13 protein-coding genes are annotated in these 16,392 nt (G+C 68.6%); 8 read left to right on the top strand and 5 right to left on the bottom strand.

Going from position 1 to position 16,392, the window contains the following annotated elements; genetic code table 11:
* On the top strand, positions 1-103 hold a 103-nt coding region (locus tag QH195_RS12660), incomplete at its 5' end, for a hypothetical protein (protein WP_280435512.1).
* A gap of 119 nt (positions 104-222) precedes the next feature.
* Here QH195_RS12660 and QH195_RS12655 read toward each other — a convergent pair.
* The gene (locus QH195_RS12655) at positions 223-1,086 is read right to left on the bottom strand and encodes an alpha/beta fold hydrolase (RefSeq protein ID WP_280435511.1); all 864 of its coding nucleotides are present in this window, start codon (positions 1,084-1,086) and stop codon (positions 223-225) included.
* A gap of 192 nt (positions 1,087-1,278) precedes the next feature.
* Here QH195_RS12655 and QH195_RS12650 point away from each other — a divergent pair, with 192 nt between their 5' ends.
* The 3 genes from QH195_RS12650 to fusA all read left to right on the top strand — a co-directional run bounded on the left by QH195_RS12650 (position 1,279) and on the right by fusA (position 6,017).
* Positions 1,279-1,761, top strand: coding sequence for an LppP/LprE family lipoprotein (locus tag QH195_RS12650; RefSeq protein ID WP_280435510.1), 483 nt, complete (start codon positions 1,279-1,281; stop codon positions 1,759-1,761).
* 854 nt (positions 1,762-2,615) lie between these two features.
* Positions 2,616-3,710 (top strand): Rv0361 family membrane protein, encoded by a 1,095-nt coding sequence (locus tag QH195_RS12645; RefSeq protein WP_280435509.1) that lies wholly within the window; start codon positions 2,616-2,618, stop codon positions 3,708-3,710.
* A gap of 222 nt (positions 3,711-3,932) precedes the next feature.
* A complete protein-coding gene (gene fusA, locus QH195_RS12640) occupies positions 3,933-6,017 on the top strand; it encodes an elongation factor G (RefSeq protein ID WP_280435508.1) in 2,085 nt (694 codons plus the stop codon).
* Here fusA and QH195_RS12635 read toward each other — a convergent pair.
* Positions 5,966-7,363, bottom strand: a complete 1,398-nt coding sequence (locus tag QH195_RS12635) for an MFS transporter (RefSeq protein WP_280435507.1) — start codon at positions 7,361-7,363, stop codon at positions 5,966-5,968. The genes fusA and QH195_RS12635 overlap by 52 nt on opposite strands.
* A gap of 54 nt (positions 7,364-7,417) precedes the next feature.
* Between QH195_RS12635 and QH195_RS12630 the strand changes: the two genes are divergently transcribed.
* On the top strand, positions 7,418-8,419 hold the full coding sequence (locus tag QH195_RS12630; RefSeq protein ID WP_280435506.1) for a GlxA family transcriptional regulator: 1,002 nt from the start codon (positions 7,418-7,420) through the stop codon (positions 8,417-8,419).
* A gap of 44 nt (positions 8,420-8,463) precedes the next feature.
* Here QH195_RS12630 and QH195_RS12625 read toward each other — a convergent pair whose 3' ends face one another.
* A complete protein-coding gene (locus QH195_RS12625) occupies positions 8,464-9,714 on the bottom strand; it encodes an FAD-dependent oxidoreductase (RefSeq protein ID WP_280435505.1) in 1,251 nt (416 codons plus the stop codon).
* Positions 9,715-9,801: 87 nt separating this feature from the next.
* Between QH195_RS12625 and QH195_RS12620 the strand changes: the two genes are divergently transcribed.
* Positions 9,802-10,842, top strand: coding sequence for a helix-turn-helix transcriptional regulator (locus QH195_RS12620; protein ID WP_280435504.1), 1,041 nt, complete (start codon positions 9,802-9,804; stop codon positions 10,840-10,842).
* A gap of 74 nt (positions 10,843-10,916) precedes the next feature.
* Here the strand turns inward: QH195_RS12620 and QH195_RS12615 are convergent, their stop codons facing one another.
* Positions 10,917-12,968, bottom strand: coding sequence for a hypothetical protein (locus QH195_RS12615; protein ID WP_280435503.1), 2,052 nt, complete (start codon positions 12,966-12,968; stop codon positions 10,917-10,919).
* Between the two features lie 651 nt (positions 12,969-13,619).
* Positions 13,620-13,976 (bottom strand): SPW repeat protein, encoded by a 357-nt coding sequence (locus QH195_RS12610; RefSeq protein WP_280421282.1) that lies wholly within the window; start codon positions 13,974-13,976, stop codon positions 13,620-13,622.
* Between the two features lie 221 nt (positions 13,977-14,197).
* Between QH195_RS12610 and QH195_RS12605 the strand changes: the two genes are divergently transcribed.
* Both QH195_RS12605 and QH195_RS12600 read left to right on the top strand, forming a co-directional pair.
* Positions 14,198-15,397: an NAD(P)/FAD-dependent oxidoreductase gene (locus QH195_RS12605; protein WP_280435502.1), complete on the top strand. Its 1,200-nt coding sequence runs from the start codon at positions 14,198-14,200 to the stop codon at positions 15,395-15,397.
* Between the two features lie 10 nt (positions 15,398-15,407).
* Positions 15,408-16,166: a glutamate racemase gene (locus QH195_RS12600; RefSeq protein ID WP_280435501.1), complete on the top strand. Its 759-nt coding sequence runs from the start codon at positions 15,408-15,410 to the stop codon at positions 16,164-16,166.
* The last annotated feature ends 226 nt before the right edge of the window (positions 16,167-16,392 follow it).

Below are 16,392 nucleotides of genomic sequence, written 5' to 3'. Positions count from 1 at the left end.
GAAGCTGATCCAGCCGGTCGCCATGGACGAGGGTCTGCGTTTCGCGATCCGCGAGGGTGGCCGTACCGTCGGCGCCGGTCGGGTTACGAAGATCATCAAGTGATTCGCTGAATCGCTGGGAACGGCGTCGCTCCGAAAAGGAGCGGCGCCGTTCTTCATTTCACCGCGGAGATTCCGCTTGTGGCACGCTTCGATCTCGAATAGTCCCCGCCGTCCGGGTGGTTACAGGGCGAGCATGGCGGCAGCGACCCGGTCGGCCGCGCCGGGCCGCAGGGCGGTACCCATATCGTCGAGGACGAGTAGTCGCGCCCCGGGGATTTCGGCGGCGAGGACCTCGCCGTTACCGACCGGGAAGAACGGGTCGGCGCGGCCGTGCACCACGAGCGTGGGCACGTCGAGCCCACCGAGCCGCTCGCGCCAGCGTGGGGCACAGTCGATCCGGGAGAACACCATCCCGAGCTGGTTCGCCTGGTGTACCGCGGGATCGTTGGACGGCGTCCGGTCCCAGATCCGGGCCGCCGTCGCCCGTGCCTGCTGTGCATCGTTGCCCATCGGCCCGGCGCCCTCGGCGGCGAACGCGGCGACCGCGTCCCGGTCGGTCCAGTCCGGTTGTGTGCGGGAGAACAGCGTGCTCATGAGGGCCGGATCGTGGTCCGGCAGATCCTCGTCGACCGGGCCCGGAGCCACCGGCCGAGTGCCGACAAGGGTCAGCGCGGAGAACACGTCCGGGTGGTCCAGCGCGGCGACCTGGGCGACCATGCCGCCGACACCGACTCCACCGAGAAGGGCGGTGCCGGCGCCGAGTACCTCGACCAGCGCGGCCGCATCGGCAGCGAGATCCCGCAGGTTGTAGGCCGGATTCTCCGGATCGCGGGTCGTCGACGCGCCGGAATCACGCAGGTCGTAGCGGACCACGCGCCGCCCGCCCGAGGCGAGCCGCTCGCACAGCGCGTCGGGCCAGGACAGCATCGTTGTCCCGCCGGCCAGCAGGATCAGCGGATCGTTCTCGCGGCCGAAGCTCTCGAACCCCAGATCCACGCCGTTCGCACGCACCGAGGTCATGCCGGATCGAAAGGTACTCGTCATACCTGAACTCCTGTCTGTCGGTATGCCCATTGGAATCGACGACGGATTCACCCGAAAATCATCGGGGTAGCCGAGATAGTGTCCATATTTCCCGCCCGCCCGGAATCGGCGTGAGTGCGTGCGTGGCCGCGATAACGCTGGAACTTCTGAGCCGATGTCAAAGGTGTCCGGTGTCGATCGAAGGAGCTCGTTTTGATACGTACAGCTGCTGCTGCCCTCTCACTCGCGTTCGCCGCCACGACGGCCGGTGCCGGCACCATCGGCGCCACGCCGGAACCGTGTGCCGCTGTCCCTGCCGACCGAGTGGACGATGCCGTCAGCCGACTGCCGCAGGCTTTCCCGGATGTGCCGTGGCAAGTGACGGGCAGCGGTTCGTCCATCGACTGCACACTGAACTGGGTGCAGGTCGACCCGGTCGGAGCGACGGGTAGCTCGCCCAGGCATATCCTGCTCTTCGACCACTTCAAGTACGGGAACACGGCTACCGAGGATCCGGAGGCATTCGTCTCTGTCGCCGGTAGCGACGCTCCGGGGCAGATCACCGTAACATTCAGGTGGCTGAACCCCGGCGACCCCAACGCGAACCCTACCGGCCGGGCGGATGTGCGTTACGCGCTCTTCCCGCAGTCACCGCCCGGGCCGATCGATCCGATTCCGCCCCAGGTGACCGGCTGATAAACGTTCCGGTTGCCCCGGTTGGTGAAGGCGGGCTCAGCTGTCCCAGCCGAGATGCAGGATCGTGGCGCGTCCGGCGGAGCGCCGACCGCCATCGGCCGGTCCGGTCGACGACGGTCACCCCGGTGACCGTGCCGCGCGGATCCCATTCGCGGTAGAGGCGAGTGGCACACGCCTTCATCGCGGGGATCCCCGCCGGAAATCGATCCAAGGCCACGATCGAATACATATCGACGTGCGCGATGAAGCCGGTCCCGGGTATGGATCCGGGGCCACCGGATCATCCTTGTATCTCACCGACCACGATGCGGCCGTCCGGGTATTCGAAACGCATCCCGCCGGTGAAGAATGCTTCCGGATGGGTAGGTCCCGGCTCACCCTGCGCTTCCGGGCTCACGATATCCCTCCTGTCCGGTACCGCCGAGACGGCGGCCGGACGAATTCGGCCAGGCGCGAGACCACGGGACAACGCGGGTGCCGAAACTCTCCGATCTGTCCGGCCGGGCTGTCAAGGGAGCATCAAATGTGTTCCACGAGTGTGAATTCGTCGAGGTCGGCCGGTTATGGTGGCAGGTCAGGTGGCGAGTGCGGTCGAACTTGCGGTTGTGCAACATCGAACGGAGTCGGGCCACCAGTAAGTGACACCGATATGCGCAGTGGCCACTGTCGTTTTCGCAGTCGGCCGAGTCGACAGGATTCGTTGAGGGCGGGTGTGGTCCGTTTCGTGCCCACATCGGTAGCCAGTTGCGACTGCCACCGCTCAGTGGTTCCGGCCGGTGGTGTATCGGAGCCGCACCGGGCCGAGGGCGGTTCAGGTGCGAGTGGCCCGGGACGAAGAAGGCAGGACGAGAAAGATGACGAACCCGCAATATCCGGGTGCCGGCGACCAGCCCGGTGGGTTTCCGCCGCAGTCGTCCGGGGAGCAACCGCAGCCGGGATGGCAAGGGGCCGGACAGCAGTCGTATGCCCCTGGCCCACAGCAATATCCGCCGCCGGCTGTGCAGTCCGGGTACGGGCAGCTACCGTACCCCCCGCAGGCCGGGGGGTATTACGCACCGCCACCCGGCGTGCCGTACCCACAGCAGCCCGGCCAGCGCCGCGGGACCGTGGCCCTGGTGACGCTCGTCGTACTCGTGCTGGTGATCGGCCTCGGTGCCGGGGGATATTTCCTGGTATCCGGCGGCGGAGCCGGGGATCCGCGCACTGTTGCACAGCAATTCGTGGACGGTGCAGGCGAGAACGATGAAATCATCTGCGCCTCGGATCTGGCGAAGATCGAGAAAGCCGGGGAATCGGCGCCCCAACCCACCGCGCCCGTCACGATGCCGGACGATTCGGCCGCGACGAGCGAGTTGGTCGGCGTCGATGTTCCCGAAGGCAGCGACCGGGGAACCTTCACTGTCGAGACGGACGTGACGGTCGGTACGCAGAGCCACAGCCGGACCGTGGAGTACGACCTTGTCCGAGAAGACGGCGACTGGAAGGTCTGCGGCATCCTGGAGGCATCGGAGCCCGGCGACAGTGATTCCGAGGCTCCGGGGAATGGTGTCCCCGAGGATCCCGAGAACGGTGAGTCCGAGAAACCCGGGAGCGATGACTCCGAGGGCGGCAGTACCGCCGGCAGCGATCCCGGCGACGCACGTGCTGTGGCTCAGCAGTTCGTGGACCGCGACGGCACCGACAAAGGGCTGATCTGCTCGGCGGATGTCGCGACACTCGAATCGGCCGAGAAGTTGGGATCCTCCGGAGCCGTGGAGCTGCCGGATTCCGCCTATGCGACGAGGACGATCACGAACCTCGACGTACCCCCGGGCAGCGATCAGGGGAGCTTCACCGTAGAGCTGATGACGAAAGGTACCTCGACACCCATCAAATCTCTCGACTACGACCTTGTCGAAGAAGACGGTTCCTGGAAAGTCTGTGGTGTGCTGAAGGCGTGGCTCAACTGATCATCCTCTCGGGGAACTGGCTGTTCGCGTTCGTTCGGTAATTCGGTCGACGGTGGCTCGGTCGGTCGGGTAGGTATACAGACATGGTTCCGGAGCATCCGCAGCGGCGGTAGGTGGCGTGGGAGAGCGCAGGCCTGCCGCCTGACGCTCGTGCCGGACGCGGAACGCATCGATGGCGAGTGTCGCCCTGTCGGCGAAACCCATTGATGAATAGGGACAACCATGCGAAAGCGCGACGAACCGGCCCGCACCCGGAATATCGGGATCATGGCGCATATCGACGCCGGTAAGACCACCGTCACCGAGCGAATACTGTTCTACACCGGTGTCACCCACAAACTCGGCGAAGTGCACGACGGCAGCGCGGTGATGGATTCGACGGCGCAGGAACGGGAACGCGGTATCACCATCTCCGCGGCGGCCACCACCTGCACCTGGAACGAGCACCGCATCACGATTCTGGACACACCGGGCCATGTCGATTTCACCGTCGAAGTCGAGCGGTCGCTGCGGGTCCTGGACGGTGCGATAGCGGTATTCGACGCCAAGGAAGGCGTGGAACCGCAGTCGGAGCAGGTATGGCGGCAGGCCGACCGGTACGGCGTGCCGCGGATCTGCTTCGTCAACAAGATGGACAAGGTGGGCGCCGATTTCGAGGCCACCGTGCGCAGCATCGGCGAACGCCTCGGGGTGCGGGCCCCGGTACTGCAACTGCCGATCGGAAGTGAGGGCGGATTCACGGGAGTGGTGGATCTCGTCGGGATGCGGGCGGTGACCTGGAACGACGCCGATACACACGGTGCGACGTACGCCGAAGGCGATGTCCCCGCCGAACTGACGGATATCGCTGTGCGGTACCGGCGGGAACTTCTGGAAGCTCTCGCCGAAACCGACGAATTCCTACTGGAGAAATTCATTGCCGGGGAGGAATTCACCGTGCGCGAGATCAAGGACGCGGTGCGGCAACTGACACTGCGCGGGGAGTGCTGTCCCGTGCTGTGTGGTTCCGCGCTCGGGAATATCGGAGTGCAACCGCTGCTGGATGCAGTGGTCGACTATCTGCCTTCCCCGGCGGATACCGCGGGTGTGACCGGCTGGTCACCCGACCCCGGCGGACAAACGGTGCGACGGTACGCCGGCGCCGACGAACCGCTGTCCGCCTTGGCCTTCAAGGTATCCGCGCACCCGTTCTTCGGCAGGCTCACCTACGTGCGGGTGTATTCCGGTGGCCTGGAACCCGGTGCGGTGGTGCTGAACTCGACCATTGGGAGAAAGGAGCGGTTGAACAAGCTGTTCCGGATGCACGCCGATACCGAGCAGACGCTGGACCGCGCCGAGGCCGGCGATATCTGCGCGGTGATCGGACTGAAGGACACCACCACCGGTGACACCCTGTGCGATCCCGGCAACCCGGTCGTGCTGGAGTCGATGGCTTTTCCCGAACCCGTCGTATCGGTAGCGGTGGAGCCGGCGACCCGGCAGGACCAGCAGCGGTTGAGTACCGCGGTGCAGACACTGGCCGCGGAGGATCCGAGCCTCACCGTGCGGAAGGATCCGGAGACCGGTCAAACCGTGCTCGGTGGTATGGGTGAACTGCACCTCGAGGTGGTGGCGCAGCGATTGCGGACCGAGTTCGGGGTCGCGGTGGCACTGGGTGAACCCCATGTCGCGTACCGCGAGACCATCACCCGCGGTTTCCGGGTGGAACACACCCACCGGAAGCAGAACGGCGGGTCGGGGCAGTACGCCAAGGTGGTGCTGGTGGTGGAACCACTGGCAGCGGGCGCGGAGGCGACCTACGAATTCGAATCCCGGGTTATCGGCGGCCGGGTGCCGAAGGAGTATCTGCCCGCGGTCGACGCCGGCGCCCAGGACGCGCTCGACTGCGGTGTGGTGGCCGGATACCCGGTGCTGGGCGTCCGGGTGGTGCTGCTCGACGGTGCCGCCCACAGCCGGGACTCCTCGGAACTCGCCTTCCGCATCGCGGCCGCCGACGCGGTCCGTCAGGCGTTGGCGCAGGCCGGTCCGGTTCTGCTGGAACCGGTGATGCGAGCCGAGGTCAGCACACCCGGCGAACACCTCGGCGCGGTACTGGCCGACCTGAACTCGCGGCGGGGCCGGATTCGTTCGACCACCGAACGAAGCGGTTCGACGATGGTCGAAGCGCTGGTCCCGCTGGCGGAGACGTTCGGCTATATCGGCGCGCTGCGGTCGAAGACCAAGGGGCGGGCGAGTTTCGCCATGGTCTTCGACAGCTATGAGCCGGTTCCGGCCTCCGTTGCATATCGACGGCCGGGTATCGGCTGATCGAGTGCGGTAGCGCCGTCGTCTGTGACGGCGCTACCGTCCCGGGGATACGGGGAACCGCCCTGCTGCGCCTTCGCCGCGGGCGGGTCCGGCAGCCGGATAGCGCCGCACATGAGTGCGGCGACCGCGCACAGACCGGCGGCGACGTAGAAGGCGAGGTCGTAGGAACCGTCGGCGTCGCGGACATAACCGGCGCCGAACGCGGCTACGGCGGCGCCGAGCTGGTGTGCGGCGAATACCCAGCCGAACACGATCGGGGTGGCAGCGCGGAACCAGTGCCGGCAGATGGCGATCGTGGGAGGCACGGTGGCGACCCAGTCGAGGCCGTAGAAGATGATGAAAACCCACATACTGGGTTCGGCTCGTGGGGAGAGCAGCGCGGGGAGCGCGAGCAGGGAGACACCGCGGCCGAGATAGTAGATCACCAGCAGGACGCGGGCGTCCACGCGGTCGGTGAGCCAGCCGGAGAAAACCGTTCCGAGGACGTCGAAGATACCGACCGTCGCCAGCAGTGCGGCGGCCACTGTGGTCGGCATACCGTGGTCGTGCGCGGCCGGTATGAAATGCGTGCCGATGAGGCCGTTCGTCGTCATCCCGCAAATTGCGAAACTGCCGGCGAGCAGCCAGAAAGCGCGCACCCGCATGCCCTGGATCAATCCGCTCGCGGCCGCACCGAAGCTGCCGTTGGGCAGTGTTTCGTCCTCGGCGCCCGCGGAGCTGCCGTAGGCGGTGGTACCGATATCGCTCGGGCGGTCGCGGATGAACAGCAGCACCAGCGGAATCACCGCGAGGGCCGCGAAGGTCACGATGATCGAGGCCCAGCGCCAGCCGAATCGGTCGGTCACGCCGGCGACCACGGGCAGGAAGACGAGCTGGCCGGTGGCGCTCGCCGCGGTGAGCACTCCGGTGACCAGCCCGCGTCGGGCGACGAACCAGCGGGTCGAGACCGTGGCCACGAAACCCATGGAGATGGAGCCGGTTCCGAGGCCGACGAGCACGCCCCACAGCAGGATCAGCTGCCAGGAGGCGGTCATGAAAAGGCCCAGGCCGGTTCCGGTCGCGATCAGCACGAGGGCCCCGGCGAGAATCGGGCGGACCCCGAATCGATCCATGAGCGCGGCGGCGAACGGTGCGGTGACCCCGAACAGCACCATATTCACCGACATGGCAGCACCGACGGTCGCATGCGACCAGCCGAATTCGGTGTGCAGCGGGTTCATGAAAACGCTGGGGACCGCGCGGAATCCCGCGGCGCCCAGGATCGCCACGAAACTCACGCCGGCGACGATCCAGGCGAAATGCAGTCGCGAGGCGCGGGTCGCGACGGTAGAGCTTTCTGTCCTCACGATGACCCAGCATTCGGGACGGGCGGCCCCGGAACCAGTGGCAGAATCGACAATATGCGTGAAAATCATGCCAATGGCGTCGTGGCCGCCGTGCCGGGGCGGCATACGGTCGCCGTACTGCTGCTGGAACCCGTGGTCGGATTCGACGCGACCATCCCGCCGCTGGTCTTCGGTCAGGCCGTCGACGAGGCGGGTGACCCGCTCTACGAAGTCGTGACCTGCGCGCTGCGGCCGGGACCCGTCCGGGCGACCTCCGGCTATTCGATAGTTGCGGAGAGCGGCGCCGATGTACTCGCCGCCGCCGATACGGTCATCGTGCCGGGGACGAAGTATCCGTCGGCGCGTCACGCGGGAGAACTCACAGCCGAGGTGGCCGCCGCGCTGGCTGTGGTCCCGGCGAGTGCGCGAATCGTGTCCATCTGCACGGGGGCCTTCGTTCTCGCCGCGGCGGGCCTGTTCGACGGGCATCGGGCGACCACCCACTGGCGGTACGCGGACGATTTCCGGCAGCTGTTCCCGGCGGTGGAACTGGACGAGACCGTGCTCTTCGTGGACGAGGGCAACCTGCTGAGTTCCGCCGGACTGGCCGCCGGTATCGACTTGTGCCTGTATATGATCCGGCGCGACCACGGAGCCGTCGCCGCCAATCGGGTCGCGCGGCACTGCGTGGTGCCACCCTGGCGGGAAGGTGGGCAGGCGCAGTTCATCGAGCATCATGTGCCCGACCACGACGAGCGCAGCACCGCGGCCACCCGCGCCTGGGCGCTGGACCATCTGAGCGAACCGCTCAGCGTGACGGTGCTGGCCGCGCACGCGCGGATGAGTTCGCGCACCTTCAGCCGCCGGTTCCGGGCGGAGACGGGACTCTCACCCGGTGCCTGGCTGCGCGATCGCCGTATCGACCGGGCCCGGGAGCTGCTGGAATCCGCGGATCTTCCGATCGAGGCCGTGGCCGAATTGTCCGGGCTCGGCACCCCGGACAATCTGCGTCACCATATGCGGCGTGGGCTCGGGATGTCGCCGTCCGCCTACCGGAAAACCTTCGCGGGCTCCTGACCCGAGCGTTCCGGCGCGCTGCTCGGAAACTCCCCGATGGCCGGTCAGGAGAACTTTCTGCGTCCGAGCAGCTGGGCGGCGGCCAACACCGAGGCGGTAGCGGTGGTGGCGCCCGCGCCGAGCGGGGAACCGGTGGCGCGCATCAAGCGCACGGTGCGCATGGCCGCGACCAGTACCTCGCTGCCACGTACCCGCATATCCGCCTCGAACCGGCTCACGGCAACCGGCAAGGTGACCGTGCCGGCTGCGACCGCGCGCAGGTTGGTGGCCAGGTCGGCGGCATCCCGGATGGCGGCTCCTGCCCCCATACCCGCGGTGGGCGGGGTCGCGTGGACCGCATCACCGAGCGCGGTCATCGAACCGGCGGGCCACGGAGCGAGATCCGCCGCCCGGGTCGAAGCGGCATTGAACCGGAATGCCGCGATACTGCCGGGATCGGCGCGTCCGACGACTTCGAGTGCGGACCGGCGCCAGCCTGCGCGCTCGAACGTGGTGAGCAGTGTGGACCGCAGCTCCGTGCCGCCCAGCTTGCGCATCGAATCGGTTGCGGCGGATTCGGCGAACATGGCGCCCCAGATGTAGGTGGGTCCGGTCGTGATCGCTTCCTTGGGACGGGGCGTGTCCAGGACGGCATTGCCGATCGGGTCGAGGAAACCTATGTACAGGGCCGTGGTGCGTGGTCCGAGCACCATGCTCGAGCGCGGTCCGAGCCGCCGGCGCTCCGCTGTGCCGAGGTCGCCGGCGGTGGTCCGGCCGGAGAAGCCGATGATTCCGGTCGGTTCGTTCGTCGGGCGGCCCGCCAGCCGGCGAGCGACCAGCGAGTGGGCGCCGTCCGCGCCGATCAGCAGATCGCCTGTGACCGTCGATCCGTCGGCGAGCCGCGCCTGCGGTGCGCCGGTGGCCGTGCGGGCGATATCGGTGACGGGCGCACCCAGGCGCAGGCATTCGCCGGCCGCGTCGGCCAGAATCGTTCGCAAGGTGACCCGGTCGATGTCGACGCCCGGGTTGTCGTCGAGCCGCGGTCCGTGACCCAGCAGGCGGCCGCGCCGGTCCCAGAAGGCGTCGCGAGTTCGTAACCGTAACGCCGAGGACGAACCGAGCAGCCGTTCGAATATCTCCGGCGCGACGAGTTCCCGGAGCGCCGCCTGCGCCCGGCCGTCGAGCGTGATGTGGTAGCCCCCGGTCTGTGTGATATCGAGATCGCGGTCGAAGACCGAGACCTCGAATCGGTGCCGGCGTAGCCCGGCGGCCAATGCCAGGCCGCCGATTCCGCCTCCGACGATGATGATGCGCACTATCGGTCTCCCGGATCGTGGTGAATTGCCTCCGGGCACCGACAGTGCCATCGGTAGTGGCCGCCGAATGTCCACTACTTTGGGCCGGTGGCCGAAACTTCCCGGCGCGCATTGCGCCTGCTGTCGCTGCTCGCCGCCCGGCACAGCTGGTCGCTCGGTGAGCTCGCCGGCCGGCTGGAGGTGAGTGAGCGAACTGTCCGGCGGGATATCGACACGCTGCGCGGGCTCGGCTATCCGGTCGTATCGCTGCGCGGCCCGGCCGGGGGATACCGCCTGGGATCCGGGCATACGCTGCCACCACTGCTGTTCGACAGCGACCAGGCGCTGGCCGTGGCGGTGGCCCTGCAAACCGCGCCGCATACCGTGTCGGGTCTCGGCGATGATGCCGCGCGGGCGCTGGACGCCCTCGAGCAGGTGATGCCGGCCAGGCTACGGGCGGCGGCGGAAGCGCTGCGGCTCACCAGATTGCAGAACTTCTGGGAGTTTCCGGCGCCCCCCATCGATGCGGCGGCGCTACAGGTCGCGGGAAGTGCGGTCCGCCGGCACGAGATGCTCCTCGTAGAAACACTCGGCCCCGACGGCAGCCGTCCGGTTCCCGGTACGGCGGGCTTCACCCCGGCCCGGCGGATCGAGCCCCATCATCTGGTGGTCTGGGCCGGCCGGTGGTACCTGGTGGGATACGACCACGCCGACGATGCCTGGAGCGTGCACCGGCTCGATCGCCTCCATCTGCACGCGCCCACGGGAATTGGGTTCACTCCGCGAGAACTGCCCGGCGGCGATGTCGCCCACCTGGTCATGACCACCTACGACCGCGGCGATACGCCCGCCGTGTGGGAGTGCACCGGGAGCGCGCGGCTGGGTCTTCCGGCCGAGACGGTCGCACGCTGGGCGCCCGGCGGATCGGTTGTCGAACACCTCGACCCCGGACATTGCCGCCTCACCGTCGGCGCGTGGTCGTGGGCCGGGATCGCCGGACTGCTCGCCACCTTCGACACCGACCTCACCGATGTGCAACCCCCGGAACTGGTGGCCGCCTGTCACCGGCTCGCGCGCCGATTCCGGACAGCCGCGGGCGCGAGCCGACCGCCGGCGGGGCCGGGTCCGGGAGCCGTGACCACGCCGTAGGGGCCGGGCCGGGCGCGCGCAGTTCGGCCGACGGCAGTGGCGCAGGGCCCGGCCGACGTCAGCAGTTCGCCGCTTCAGGATTCGCGAGCGGCCTGCAGCAGTGCGTTGGCGAACTTGACCATCTGGGCGGGCCCGCCGTACCAGGCGGTTACCGCCGATAGAACCGCGGAGCGGGCTTCCCGGGCTGCCCGGGCGACCTCGGCCGCCGAAACCTCGCCGGCTTCGGCCTGCCCGGCGAGTACTTCGAGATCATCGCTTGCGGTGAGCAAACGCATGATGAGGTGGATATCGATATCCGCGCCTTCCTCGCTGCGGCTGTGCCGGGATGCGGAGTCCGCGGGTACGGGACCGTGCTCCGGCTCGATGAGCGCCGGTGTGGTGAGTTCGGCCACGATCGGCTCCGGCCGGTCGGCCGACGGGACCGGTGTGGCCTCCGCGGCTTCGCGAGCGCGCCGGGAGCGGCGGGTTTCCAGCGGTGGGCGCGATTCGTCGCCGCCGGTATGCGCTTCCGGCGCGGGTTCGTCGGGCACCAGAGTCAGGGGTGAAGAGGTCGCGCGGCGCGGGATGGGCTGTGGATCGGCCGCTGCTTCGGCGGTCTCCGGTGCGGGTGCGGAGCTCGGCTCGGAATGCCGGGATCCGGGGGTCTCCTGTTCGGATTCCAGGATCCGGGTGAGGATTTCGGAGACCGGGGCGGAATCGTCGTCGGATTCGGTGCTGTGCGCCGGTTCCGGGTCGAGCAGTCGATCGAGTATCGGCGTGCTCTCCGCGGGTGGTGCGAGACGCGGCGGCGTTTCGATTTCCGGCGGGGAGTCGCTGCTCCGGTCGCCGGCATCGGTATCGGCCACCGGCTCTGCGGCACGGAACCCGGCGGAATCCGGTTCCAGGCCCGCGGAGCGTTCGCTGTCCGGCTTGTACCGGGAGGCGGACCGTGGCATCCGGCGCGGAGCCGGAAGTTCCCCGGCTGCGCCGGCTTCCGAGGTGGCCGGGTTCTGGGCGGGTACGTCCTCGATTTCGGCGGGGGCGTGCCGGGCCGCGGACCGGGGCAGGCGGCGGGCCGGCAGCGCGGGCGGGGCGGAATCGTCCTCCGTGGCACTTTCCGGCGCCGGGGCCGGCCCGCGCGGAGAACGGGTGGGCAGCGACAGCCGGGCCGGATCGGGCCCGTCGGCGGAATCGTTCGCGGCGGCGGGCAGCTCATAGGGGTCGCGAGCGCCGGATTCTTCGGGGCGGTGCTGGTCTTCGAACGGATTGAACTGGCCGGAGTCGGGTTCGGCCGGTTCGGTCAGCGCCGGTTTGCGGCGCCGGCCACCACTTTCGAGGGCCTGCGGTACCGGTTCCTCGCCGATCGAGCTGAGCCAGCTGGGCAGGGACCCGGTATCCGCGGACGAGCCACCGAAAGAATCGGTTTCGGCGGGTGCGGAGCGATAGCCGGCGGGGTCACCGGACGGCGGCAACGGCATACCCGATGCGCCGGCCTCGTTCTGTTCGGCGGTGGGTAGTTGGGTGGTTGCCGCGCCGGACAACTGAGCCGGGTCGCCGGACGGTACGGTCCGCTCGTCGGGGCGCTGCGTATCCGGCTGGTAGGCCGTCGGCATGGGGATCCGCGATGACGACGACAGTGCGGGCGACGGGTCGCCGGACTGGGAAATACGCGGCATTGCCGCGGAATCCGCCTGGCCCGGGGTCTGATGCGATCCGCTTGTCGCCACCGAGCGGGTGTGCAGGGCGGCTGTTCCGGGAGAGTCATCCGGTATATACGGGGGGCCGTCGGCCGGTGGTGTGGTGAAACGGGAATTCGGCTCGTGTTCCCCCGGGCTCATCGTCAGGCCCCCCGGCACGTCGCCGATGACACCCGAGGTGTCCCACGCGGCGAACGGGTCGAGAGCAGCTGAACCGCCGGTGTTCTGCGGGTTCTGGTGCGGGGTGGACGGTGGTGCGGGAGTCCACGTGTAGCCGCGGTCCGGAACGGACTCGGGCCGGTTCGTGGCGCCGTTCGACCCCTCCGCCGAATCGAATCCGTTGGATCCGAAGCCGGCGAAGCCCCTCGACTCGGAGTTGAGCTGCCCGCGCCCGTACTCCTCCGGGCGGGCGCGGCGTTCGTCTCCGAGGCTGGCATTTTCGGCATCCATGCGCTCATTCTTACCCACCCGGGTGGGCTTCGTTCTAGTGCGCGAAGCTCCTCATCTTCCCGTGAGGCATCCGGGGTGACGAGGATTACACCGGTGTCGTGATCGCGAATCGCCGGGCCCCGGGCTCGTCGCTTTCCGGACACGCCGCGCTGACGTGCTTCGACGACGGGATGTCCGCGCATCGGCGCGGAACGGTTCGGTGGCTGGGCGAATAGGACGCAAATCGCTGTCCCCGGCCGGGTTTCCCTTGGATGTCGATGGCGCAAATGCGTCTAGTCGGTGCCCCTGGACACGACACGTGTGGTCGACCGAGGGCGTGGTGAGCACGGGCGCATCTACGCGCCGGCCGGGCGGGTAGCGCGCCGAGTTGCGCCGGCTCAGCGCATTCCGTCCGTGCGCAGTTCCGTCGGTGGATTCGACCGATCGCGCAGCAGTCCGCACGATTCTCCGATTCGACTCTCCGATTCGACGGCGGCGATCACTGTTTCGGATACAGCACGGCGCGCCCACTCGTAAGACGGCCGGTGCGCCACCGTATCAACGGCAGCGCGACTCATAGGCTGGGCGCAGGGATCGAAACCGTAGTCGTCCACCCACCCGGTGGTACGGCCGGTGGGTGGAACGACCACTGCGCGGATCGGTGGTGCGGGATCAGTGGTGCGGTGCCGCTCGGTGCATTCGTCCCGCGACGGCCGGTAGTGCCGCGACCGCGAGTACCACGGTGACGATGCCGACCACCCACGACGTCCACGCGGCGCCGTTGTACGCGGTGTAGTCCATGACCCAGGGCGCGAGGAAAAGCAGCGCGCCGAACAGGCCCATGGCGTAATCCGTGGCCGCCATCGACGGCCGGTACATCTGGGCGAGCCCGGTCAGCGCGATGAGCACCCCGAGCACGATCATCGTCCAGACGGCTCGATCATTGGTGGCGACCCAGATCGGCGAGAGGGCGGTGAAGGCTCCGAGTACGACGGCCAGGAAATCCTGGGTCCGGCTTTCGGTGAACATAATGGCCTCCTGAAAGTGGAAACAGGTCCGTTGACAGGGCCTGACCTCGGTATAGCTGCCCCAGAGCAGCCGGTCGATATCGCAATGGACACGATTGCGCGGCGAAACGATGCGAAAGCTGTCGCTGGCCTCCACCACGCTGCCCAAGTTAGGGTGGGCTACACAATTTCGAGAACCTGTTTCAGGGCGCGGCGCGAGCGGGCCGCGGGAGGGAGTTCGGTATGTCCGCGCCGATCGTGATAGCCGGTGCCGGCCTGGCCGGGCTGCGCACCGCCGAGGAACTGCGCCGGGCCGGGTACGGCGGGGAGTTGGTGGTCATCGGGGACGAGGCGCATGCGCCCTACGACCGCCCGCCGCTGTCCAAACAGTTCGTACGCGGCGAAATCGACTCCACCCCGTTGCGCCCCGAGGAGTTCTACGGTGAGAAGGATATCGATCTCCGCTTGAACACCGCGGCCGTCGGCGTGGACACCGCCGCCAAGAAGGTGCGACTGGCCGACGGTTCGGCGGTGGAATACGAACATCTCGTGATCGCCACCGGTCTGACCCCGCGCCGGCTACCCGGCACCGAGGATGTCACCGGCGTCCACGTGCTGCGCAGCCACGACGACGCCGTGGCCATCCGCGCGGGCGCGCGCGCCGCCGAGCAGGCGCTGATCATCGGTGCCGGGTTCATCGGCTGTGAACTCGCCGCCAGCCTCCGCGCGGAGGGGCTGTCCGTGGTGCTGGTGGAACCGCAGCCGGCCCCGTTGGCCGGTGTGCTCGGCGCGGAAGTCGGCGAACTGGTGGCCAGGCTGCACCGTGCCGAAGGGGTCGACCTGCGCTGCGGAATCGGTGTCGACACTCTGCTGTCCGATCCGGACAGCCGGGTCCGCGGTGCCCGGCTCGCCGACGGTTCGGAAGTTGCGGCGCAGCTGGTCGTCGCCGGGATCGGGTCCCGGCCGGTCACCGATTGGCTGGCCGATTCCGGGATCGAGCTGGCCGAACCCGCGGCCGGTGGCGGCGTATTCGCCGACGAGGCCGGGCGCACCAGTGTGCCCGGGATCTGGGCGGTGGGCGATGTCGCGGCCTGGCGCACCCCGACCGGCGAGCATCGCCGGATCGAGCACTGGACCAATGCGGGCGAACAGGCCAAGTTGCTGACCTGCGCGCTGCTGGGAGTCGAGCCACCGAGCATGCCGCAGGTGCCGTACTTCTGGAGCGACCAGTACGACCTCAAGATCCAGGCGCTGGGTACCCCCCGCGCCTCCGACGAGATCCGGATCCTCAGCGACGACGGCCGCAAGTTCCTCGCCTACTACATACGCGAAGGCCGGCTGGCCGGTGTGGTGGGCGCCGGAATGACCGGCCGGGTGATGAAGATGCGGGCCGCGATCGCCGCGGCCGCCCCGGTGGAGGAACTGCTCGGCGCCACTCAATAACCTGTTCGGTGTGATCGTCGCGCTCATCGATTCGGGTTTCGGGCTGTTGCCCACCGCGGCGTGGCTGCGCAAGCTGCGCCCCGATGTGGATCTCCTGCTCCAATTGGACCCCGACGGCGCACCGTGGGGCCCGAAACCGCAGGACTGGGTTGTCGGCAGGGTGATCTCGGCCGCTCGTACCGCACGAGACCTGGGCGCGGAAGTTGTGGTCCTGCCGTGTAATACCGCGAGTGTCACCGCCCTCGAACAGGTCCGCGCGGACCTGGGTCCGGGGGTGCCGGTCGTGGGCACCGTTCCGGCGATCAAACCGGCGGCCGCGGTCTGCCGGTCGGTCGCGGTCTGGGCGACCGCGGCGACCACCGCCAGCCCGTATCAGGCCGAGCTCATCGCCCGTTTCGGCGGCGACGCGACAGTTACGGGTGTGGCCTGCCACGGTTTGGCGGAGGCCGTGGATCGCGGCGATATGGCCGCGGTCCGCGCCTCGGTCGCCGACGCGGCCGCCCGTACCCCCGCCGACGTCGAGGGCGTCGTACTGGGCTGTACCCACTACCCCCTGGTGGTGGATACGATCGTCGCCGCGCTGCCCGAAGGCGTCCGGTTGTTCGACAGCGCGCAGGCCGTAGCCGCGCAAACGGTCCGCCGAATGGACGAGCTGGGCGGGCCCGGTAGCGGCAACGGCACGGTCAGCGTCTATCTGAGCGGCCGCCCGGGCGACCTGCCCTCCGGCGCCGCCGCCTACGAACCAGGACGCCTCCTCGGCGCAGGTTGACGGAATAGACCGAACCACCGTCTTCGTGTGCACCGCCCACCCCACCGCGACCCACCCACGTATCCCCCATAGATGGTTCACCCCCCTGGGTGGGGCCCGCCCCTGGTCTGGAGCGACGGAGCGGGGGAGCGAAGCGGAGGAGCGGAGGAGTGAAGACCAGGGGTCACGAGGGCCCCACCCTCGAGCCGCGGAGCGGCTCCGAAATTACAGCCCGACCCTTCACGGA

It is taken from the genome of Nocardia carnea, from assembly GCF_029868855.1.
In the GTDB taxonomy this organism is placed as follows: domain Bacteria; phylum Actinomycetota; class Actinomycetes; order Mycobacteriales; family Mycobacteriaceae; genus Nocardia; species Nocardia carnea_A.
The sequence above is the reverse complement of the archived record's forward strand: the minus strand, read 5'-3'. Positions and strand labels throughout refer to the sequence as shown.

Excerpts from the sequence above, each read along its gene's own strand:
- QH195_RS12655 (WP_280435511.1), bottom strand. The coding sequence starts at position 1,086 with ATGACGAGTACCTTTCGATCCGGCATGACCTCGGTGCGTGCGAACGGC.
- QH195_RS12645 (WP_280435509.1), top strand. The coding sequence starts at position 2,616 with ATGACGAACCCGCAATATCCGGGTGCCGGCGACCAGCCCGGTGGGTTT.
- fusA (WP_280435508.1), top strand. The coding sequence starts at position 3,933 with ATGCGAAAGCGCGACGAACCGGCCCGCACCCGGAATATCGGGATCATG.
- QH195_RS12630 (WP_280435506.1), top strand. The coding sequence starts at position 7,418 with ATGCGTGAAAATCATGCCAATGGCGTCGTGGCCGCCGTGCCGGGGCGG.
- QH195_RS12615 (WP_280435503.1), bottom strand. The coding sequence starts at position 12,968 with ATGGATGCCGAAAATGCCAGCCTCGGAGACGAACGCCGCGCCCGCCCG.
- QH195_RS12610 (WP_280421282.1), bottom strand. The coding sequence starts at position 13,976 with ATGTTCACCGAAAGCCGGACCCAGGATTTCCTGGCCGTCGTACTCGGA.
- QH195_RS12605 (WP_280435502.1), top strand. The coding sequence starts at position 14,198 with ATGTCCGCGCCGATCGTGATAGCCGGTGCCGGCCTGGCCGGGCTGCGC.